The 9,233-nt window shown below is 45.9% G+C and carries 4 protein-coding genes and 1 other annotated feature; all 4 genes read right to left on the bottom strand.

The window, feature by feature from the left end; translation table 11 throughout:
• A partial coding sequence (locus AB5150_RS09965) for a valine--tRNA ligase (RefSeq protein WP_368291770.1) occupies positions 1 to 2,421 on the bottom strand: 2,421 nt, incomplete at its 3' end.
• Positions 2,422 to 2,516: 95 nt separating this feature from the next.
• Positions 2,517 to 2,732: a binding site (T-box leader), on the bottom strand.
• Between the two features lie 61 nt (positions 2,733 to 2,793).
• Positions 2,794 to 3,630 (bottom strand): hypothetical protein, encoded by an 837-nt coding sequence (locus tag AB5150_RS09960; RefSeq protein WP_117549702.1) that lies wholly within the window; start codon positions 3,628 to 3,630, stop codon positions 2,794 to 2,796.
• Positions 3,631 to 3,637: 7 nt separating this feature from the next.
• Positions 3,638 to 5,521 (bottom strand): DUF5716 family protein, encoded by a 1,884-nt coding sequence (locus AB5150_RS09955; RefSeq protein ID WP_368291769.1) that lies wholly within the window; start codon positions 5,519 to 5,521, stop codon positions 3,638 to 3,640.
• A gap of 33 nt (positions 5,522 to 5,554) precedes the next feature.
• On the bottom strand, positions 5,555 to 9,121 hold the full coding sequence (locus AB5150_RS09950; RefSeq protein WP_022217545.1) for a DUF5717 family protein: 3,567 nt from the start codon (positions 9,119 to 9,121) through the stop codon (positions 5,555 to 5,557).
• Positions 9,122 to 9,233 lie beyond the last annotated feature (112 nt).

Genomic DNA, 9,233 nt, shown 5'->3' with positions numbered 1-9,233 from the left:
AATGTATACAGCGGCATCGTGGATCAGTGTTGATACTGCATTCTCATCGATTCCTGTCTTGTCCTCCTGAACGTGTACCTCGCTGGCATAACCCAGTGTGGCAAAGAAGCTCATTGATGACTCAAATATATGTCTCACGTCCTCCTTTGCAGATACGACATATACCTTTGCCTTTCTGCTAGGTGGTACGTTCATTCCTGTACGAAGGTTTCTGATGGCACGGACTGCTGCCTTGATAGTGTCAACAGCGGCCTCGTCAGCCTCAAAGTTCCACTCGTCTGTGTACTCAGGCCACTTGGAGATCATGATCGACTCCTCCTCGTCCTGAATGTTGCAGAAGATCTCCTCTGTGATGAATGGCATGTATGGATGAAGAAGCTTAAGTGCCTGGATCAGAACTGTCTTAAGTGTCCAGAGTGCTGCTGCCTTTGTCTCATCCTCATCGTTGTAGAGACGAGGCTTAACCATCTCGATATACCAGTCACAGAACTCCTCCCAGATGAAGTCGTATACCTTGGATACAGCGATACCAAGCTCGAACTTCTCCATGTTGTCTGTCATCTCTTTTGCAAGTGTGTTGACCTTGGACAGGATCCAGCGGTCAGCTATTGTCAGGTCTGACAGCTTCACATTTGTGAAATCTGCCTTCTCCATGTTCATCATGATGAAACGTGTTGCGTTCCAGATCTTATTTGCAAAGTTTCTGGAATTCTCAACTCTCTCCCAGTAGAAACGCATGTCGTTTCCAGGAGCATTTCCTGTTATAAGTGTCAGACGAAGGGCGTCTGCACCGTACTTATCTATAACCTCAAGCGGGTCAATACCATTTCCAAGTGACTTACTCATCTTACGTCCCTGGTCGTCTCTTACAAGTCCGTGGATCAGCACATGCTTGAACGGGCTCTTGCCTGTCTGCTCAAGTGCTGAGAATACCATACGGATTACCCAGAAGAATATGATGTCGTATCCGGTTACAAGCACGCTTGTAGGATAGAAGTATTCATACTCAGGTGTCTTATCCGGCCAGCCAAGTGTTGAAAATGGCCACAGTGCAGATGAGAACCATGTATCGAGCGTATCCTCATCCTGTGTGAGATGTGTACATCCGCACTTTGGACATACTGTAGGTGTCTCACGGCTGACGATGGTCTCGCCGCACTCGTCACAGTACCATGCAGGGATTCTGTGTCCCCACCAGAGCTGTCTTGATATACACCAGTCACGGATGTTCTCAAGCCAGTGGATGTATGTCTTGTCGAACTGCTCAGGCACAAATGAGAGCTCATCGGTCTTGATGATGTCAAGTGCTGCCTGTCCCATCTCCTTCATGCGGACGAACCACTGAGGCTTGATCATAGGCTCTACAGTTGTCTTACATCTGTCATGTGTTCCTACGTTGTGGCTGTGTGGAACTACCTTTACGAGAAGTCCCAGTGCGTCAAGGTCTGCCACCATCTGCTTTCTTGCCTCGTAGCGGTCCATGCCTGCATACTTGCCTCCGAGCTCATTTATGGTTGCATCATCGTTCAGTATATTTATCTCCTCAAGATTGTGACGCTTTCCAACCTCGAAGTCGTTAGGGTCATGTGCAGGTGTGATCTTTACACATCCTGTTCCAAACTCCTTGTCAACATATGGATCTGCGATAACCGGGATCTGTCTGTCTGTAAGTGGCAGCTCCAGCATCTTTCCTACTATATCTGTGTATCTCTCATCGTCAGGATTTACTGCAACGGCTGTATCTCCGAGAAGTGTCTCCGGTCTTGTGGTTGCTATCTCCACAAATCTTCCAGGCTCTCCAACTACAGGATAGTTGATATGCCAGAAGAATCCGTCCTGCTCCTCATGTATAACCTCAGCATCTGATATGGAAGTCTTACATACAGGACACCAGTTGATGATCCTTGAGCCCTTGTAGATGTAGCCCTTCTCGTACAGTCTTACAAATACTTCCTTGACTGCCTTGGAACATCCCTCGTCCATGGTGAATCTCTCTCTGTCCCAGTCAGCGGATGAACCCATCTTCTTGAGCTGGCTCACGATACGGTTGCCGTACTCTTCCTTCCATGCCCATGCATGCTTTAAGAACTCCTCACGGCCGATCTCTTTCTTATCTATTCCCTGCTCCTTCAGCTTCTCTGTAACCTTGACCTCGGTTGCGATGGCTGCGTGGTCTGTACCAGGCTGCCACAGTGCTGAGTAGCCCTGCATTCTCTTGAATCTGATAAGTATATCCTGCATTGTATTGTCCAAGGCATGTCCCATGTGAAGCTGTCCTGTTACATTTGGAGGTGGCATTACGATCGTAAATGGCTTCTTGCTCCTGTCAACCTCTGCGTGGAAATACTTCTTCTCCTCCCACTTTCTGTAGAGTCTGTCCTCTATCTGGGAAGGATCATATGTCTTCTCTAACTCTTTCATCTCATTCTTCCTTTCTATTCTTCCTGATCTCTTACATGTTGATATATACTTTTACAAAATTTTTCACAAAAAAACCCGCTCTCCGGACATTCTGTCAGAAGGGCGAGTAAATATTCGCGTTACCACCTTGTTTTGTATCTCATCTTATCCTATAACGGGAACGCCCCGGCATGGCCTATCCTTATCATGATCTTTCAGCCATGCAGCTCAGAAGCTACCTTCACAAGTCTCTGTCAGGAACGGTCTCACAGCCCACGAACCATTCTCTCTGTCTGACTCCACATGCTACTCCTCTTCGTCACAGCATTTGCATATATCTTCTTTATTCATTGTGATAGTACAACATAGGCTGGCTGTACGTCAAGCACAAAGTCATCCTATCTGGTTTCTGAACTGATCCTTGAGTGCACTCAGGATGGAATTCATACGCCTGTCATAGTCCTCTATGTCGCCGTGCATTCTGTTGTACACAGCCTTCTGGACTTTGTTGTATATGGACATCTCATGTACATCCTCCTTTGAATCAGCGATCTCGTTCATCAGATCGTCCAGGAATCCGGCCGGCATACCGCGCTTTCTTATCTCCCTCTGGAGTGTCGCCGTGTCCACCGTCACCGCCATTACACAGAAGTATTCTATCAATGACTCATTGTTCTTATTCAGCGCAAATGCTCTGATGAAAGCATCCTTTGCCTCCTCAAGCTGAAGATTGCCCGCCAGCGCAACGCCTTTGTTGTGATATATATTTCCAAGGAACTCATCGTACTCACCATGTGACTCCTTGTACTCTATGATGTCATCGTATATGGCGTCAGCCTTGATGTAATGCTTGTACATCATGTAGCTGTCAGCTCTCTTCTTGTCCAGCTCATACGGCTTGAGAGTCCTGATCCTCTTGCACTCGTCCATGAATTCCTTCACTTCATCCTTGCTGTAGAACTCACCAAATGTAAGTATCTCCACCATGATATCCTGGATATACGCATTCTTGGCATTGAGCGCGTCTATCTTGTCCGCAAGATCCTCCATGTCTATGGCCGTTCTCAGCCAGTTGCTGAGTCTGTCCGCAAGGTCGTCTTTACCTATGAGCACCATATTGTTGAATATGTAGTAGCACAGCTCCTCATATGAATATATGGTTATCTTCGTATTGAGGAATGTGTACGGATTGTCCGCTGTCTTTGTCTTACAAATAATAATTCCACTCATATGTGTATCACTCTCCCGGATCAAAATGCTGTCCTCTGAGGTATGACGGGATGCTGAACGCACTCTGCTCATACTCATCGGAATCTTCGTCATCCAAATCCTCTTCATCTATGGTTTCTTCATCGTCCGGCTCTGACTCGTCGATCTCAGTCTCGCTGTCATCTGCATCGTCTGTAATGTCATCTGATTCTGATTCGTCATCATCTACCTCATATGCAGCATCCACTGATTCCGTTTCGTCATCATCAATTTCATCTGAAATGTTCTCAGGATCAGAGACCGCATCATCTTCTAACTCTTCAGCCTCCGTCATATCCGCCGCATCGTCGTCAATCTCTTCCACAACATCCTCTGCTTCTGTTCCGAAATCATCCGGCTCTTCCACAGTCTCCGGCTCCACAGGTGACGCTGTTCCGTAATATACCACAGGCTCTTCATGTACCTCCGGCTCGGCTTCCACCGTCTTTGCATTACCATGCTCCACCGCCGGATCTTCGCCTCTCAGTTCCTCGGTGTCACCCATGCGTATCCTGAGCTCCTCTTCCCTTCGCGCCGCCTCAAGCTTCTCCGCATGCTTTCTCCTGATGGCTCCTATATCAAATTCTTTTCTGTATATCTTATTTGTGGTAGGATACAAACTTCCAAATCCAAGATCACGGATGACTATCGCGCCCTTATCCGCACCATAATACTCCACGGATATCGACAGCTTTGTCGTCTTCTTTGGTCTCGCCGGAAGTCCGTATATCTCCACAGTCTCCCGCCATTCTTCCTCAGTCAGTATATCCTGGTATACGATCTGTATCCTTCTTGTGTTGTCGAGGAATACCTCTATGCTTCCGCGGGTGTTGAACCACTCAAGCCCGCCGTATGCTATCGGCCAGAACGTCTTCTTCTCATCCATGAGATTTATTCCGATATTTGTCTTGACCGTCTGCTCCGTATCTATAAAATATCTGCTGAGCGCCTCCGTGTACACACCGCCAAGCGATCTGTAACATGCACCCTTTGTATATATATTCTGTCCAACAAATACCCTTCTGCCCTGACACAGGACCGCCGCCGACTGCTTCATCCAGTTGTCAGCAAATCCTATTCCCGTGAGGAATACAGAGGATATAAACACCTGTGACATACATTCCTTAACTATATCCGCAAATGCCTCATCCATATCCTCATGGTATTTTCCAAATCTTTTCATGTTCATCCTGTCATGGAAGTTCACATGCTCAACGGTCACTATCAAAGGATATTTCCTTGTCATATCTATCCTGTAAAAATCCAGCCCGCTCCTGCCGAAATCAAACAGTCCCACGCTGTTATTCCTGAGCGGCTCAGGCTGTGCAAATATATAGCACAGGCCACTGTCCAGATGGCTCACTATATTAAACTGGTCATGGGTCAGACGGAGTGCCGACTTAAGTCCTCTGACTGCAGCTATGATGCGCGGATCTGTGTCAGCCACTGTGACTGTCAGTTTCTTTATCACAAAACCCTCAAACTGCTCGGTAAACTGTCTTATATGCAGTATCATCATCTTCACAAGAAGATCTCCCGCCTTATAATTACGCCCCGCAACTTCTATATTCTCATTTCTCAGGGTACGCTCATACACCTGATCCACAACCGTTCCATTTTCCTCGAACCTGCAGGCTGAAGCCTTCGCCCCTGCACACCAGCCAGCCAGATCTATGAACTTGTAAGCTTCACTCTGTCCGTCATCCGACTTTTTGTTGTACGCGCTGTAGAACATGATGTTAGGGAGCATATATGTATCCCTCGCCTCCTTGTGGTACACCGATTCCGGCTCCCGCGTGTCAACATTATAATAACTAAGCTGTGTATATTCCGGGCCAAGATCCAGACCCAGATATAACTGTGTGTCAGACATAAATTATGCCCCTCCTTGTGAAAAATCAAAAAGTTAAAGCAACATCAAATTGGCGTCGAAGAAATGGCTGTTGTACAGATATGTGTCCATTGCCTGTATGAGCTCATGGTCATTTCTTGTCTCCTGGCTAACCAGCATGCTATTGATAAGTTCAAAGCTGCTGCTTCCATCCTTATGGAATGTCTCATTTTTGAGTATGTCGCTCTCAACCACGACTGAAGTTCCAACCACTCCATCGATGGAGTAGACAAGCGACTCTCCGTGGAATACGACAACTTCCTTAACATACACTCCCGGAATTATCTCATTCATCCTCTCGGATTTGTAGTTTGCCATACTGCTGCTCTCCTGTCCAAAGCTGTAGCTGACCCATACCTGCTTTCCGCTTTCACCCTTGAATATGACATATGTCTTGAATCTCATATCCCCTGGCAGCTTTACGATCGACTCAAATTTTCTGAAGAACGGAAGTATCTTGCTGTATTCTATAAACTGTTTTACATTTGCCTTGATCCATTCCTGCTGCTCCTCAGTGTATCGTCCACTTCGGTTGCTAAAATAATACAGCAGGCTCATTCTGGATATCTCGTCCTTTATATTGCCCTTGGCGATCTCCTTGTACAGATCCTCCATTATATATGAAGGGATCTTCTGATCCTTTATAAAATACTGGTGCGCGCAATATCTGAGGAAAGCTTTCACCACCATGCCTCGGCTGCGGCCGCGATAGTACACCTCAAATATATCGTATATGGACTCTATATATCCGTCCGCGAACATCATCTGTGCGAGTATGTTCTCAGACAGCATATCAATATTTCTGTAATTTGAATTGACCGACTTGAAGAGATTTGCCATCTCCTCGAGTGATCCGTTGTAATTGTTGATGAGATATGACAGTATCTTCTGTCCGGCGTACCCTCTCCTGTATATATACACGCATATGGATATGAGCAGCCTGCTCTCATCGTATCTCTTGTCATCGATTCCAAACTCGGCTATCTTGATCAGCTCATCTATATCCACATCCACATAGCCAAATCTGTACATTCCCTCAAATGCATTCTCATACATATCCAGAGCTATATAATATGTATTTATCCTGGAAGCATATGAAGGATCCACGTAATCCAGATCTATCTTGGACAAATATTTTCCGAGAATGTCCGCATCGAAATTCTCATGATAATACTCAACCATATGGGTAAGCGCTTCCTGTCTCACCCTGTAGCTCACCTCAGGGCAGAGTGCGATATCTCTGGCAAGATTTATCTCCTTTGCATCCCTGTGTGTAAATATATCTATATCGTTGTAGAGGAACAACAGGTATCTGTAATCCCTTGGACTGTACTCGTGACAAATGTCCAGATAGCTCCTCTCGTCTACGATTCTCTCCATTCTGTACTGTACGGTGCTCACATATCTGCCGCCGTTGTCATCCAGAAGTGTGACTATGGCAGACGGCGATATTATCTCTACATATGCCTCACCATTAACCACCGGAACCTTGACCTCTCCGCCAAGCTCACTGTGGGATACCAGTATGTGTGTTATATTCTCATTATCACACACGAACTTTCTCTTGAATATTATGTTGATGAGCTTTGTGGCAAATTCCGGTTTCACCGTATCAGGATCAAGGAATTCATCGTATATGACTGTCAGGTCATCGCTCACATTTCCCTGAAGTATCATCTTCTCCATGAAACGCTCAATGGCAGGGACAAAATCTCTGTACACCGACTTCTGGTTCTCCTTGTTCATGATGACATTTGCATATATATATGCCAGCTCCTCGTCCGTCAAAACGTTCTTGTAACTGAAATATCTGAGTATAGCCTCCGGTATCTCATCGTAGTGGTTTTTGTCCATGCTCCTGATAAAGCATTCATTCAGGCCAACATACTTGAGATCCTTGTCCGATGCGTCACTGTAATATCTGTGATAACACGGATCGTACATCTTATTCTTGATCAGTATTCCACAAATGGCATCCAGAGTCGTCCTGTCATGCCTCATATCGTATATCTGCTCAAGCATCTTAAATGCCTGCTCGTCAAAATCCTTCTGTCTCGAAGCAGTCTTGACAAACTCCACGATGACATCCTCTGAGACAAATTCATTTCTCATGCCCCATCTGAGGGCTGCGATCTCAAGCGGTGCGATCTTCTTCATCATGAGAGGCTGCTTGTTGAACATGTCGCATATCTCAAAGTATATTACCGGACTGTTTACACCTGAGTTAAACAGCTTCTGTATATCCTCGTAGAGAACCCATTTGTCCTCTGTATAATTCACATCCACAAATAACAGTATCCAGAAATAGAACAGCCTGTTCTTGTCATTTGCCTCAAATCTTTCTCTGACCATGGCAGCAGTTCTGTCTATGATGAACTTCTCCCTGCGCAGAAGCGACTTCAGGTAACTGAGATAACACTTCTCCATGTCCTCCATGCTTGTGAAATTGGCATCCGCATCTATTCTCAGAAATTCCTGCTCGACAAATTCCGTGTGTCCCTCCAGGATCTGCATATGGAGCAGTCCCAGCCTGTACATGCCATACTCCGGTCTGTATTTTATAAGGGTGTTCAGGGCATCCCTGGTCTCCGCTATGTACTTCTTCAGATCGATCTTGTCCGTTCTGAAGTCAATATATGCACGGATCAGAGCCTCCTCCGCCCTCTTGATGGTGAATCTCGTCTGCCTGCTCTTTGGAGTCATCTTGATGACCTCAGGCTTTCTGATGCTCACCTGTATTCTCATATTCTGATAAGTGTTCCATATATAAATGTAACCCGATGACTCCCCGTCGTGGATCTTCTGCGGATCTATGAGGAAACTGAGGTCAAATGTGTTGCCATCGAAGCTGTTCCACTTCAGCACGCTGGTCTCCGGTATGAGGAAATCGCAGTCCGATGCTATCTTGGTATTCGTGTAGCCCCAGGTGTTCTTGGTGATCGTAACCGATGCCCTGACCAATTCGGATGGCATCTCAACCAGCAGATCGTTCTGAGCCACGGACAGTGTGAGTGCCCTCTTCTTGTGTGTATACACAAGGAATTCCTCCATGGCCTGTCCTATGGACAGTGACATTCCCAGTGTGTCATACACCCTCTGAAGCTTTTCATCCCTGCCTATAAAGGTGCGCACAAAATCCTCGCTTCCGAATATCCTTATGGCATCCTCCCAGTTCTCCTCTGCATATGCTGCAAACTGGAACAGATCCTCGAGCTTCTTACCCTCGACCTGAATATATGGAGCGACTATAGCTATATGATAAGGGATGATAAACTCTCCCCCATCAGTGATTATATTTATATGACCCTTGAAGGATTTACCTTGCTCAATTCCTCGGGCGTCAAATGAATAGCTGACTCTGTTCTTCCTGCCCACAAATGTGTGACTCTTGAAATCCAGTATATAGCGGCTGTCGTATACCATCAGTTTCACTGCACAACTGTTTGAAGAATCCACTGTAAACTCTCCATCATACACAGTTCCCGCCTCGATATTCAATTCTATCTTGCTGACTGATATGGCTACCGCTGGTCTGTCAACCTTAAACTCACCACGAGCATACTGTTCAACTATTCCCTTCATCGTCTGGTCTCCTGTATCTATTTCTATTGTCTTTTTGTCAAAAATCACTCATAGTGGTTGTATTTGAAGCTTCCAATCGGTATAATTGACAAAAAGACATATATTCAGATTA

The organism is Coprococcus sp. RTP21281st1_F1_RTP21281_210402 (assembly GCF_040915325.1).
In the GTDB taxonomy this organism is placed as follows: domain Bacteria; phylum Bacillota; class Clostridia; order Lachnospirales; family Lachnospiraceae; genus Coprococcus; species Coprococcus aceti.
This window is presented reverse-complemented; position numbering and strand designations above follow the sequence as displayed.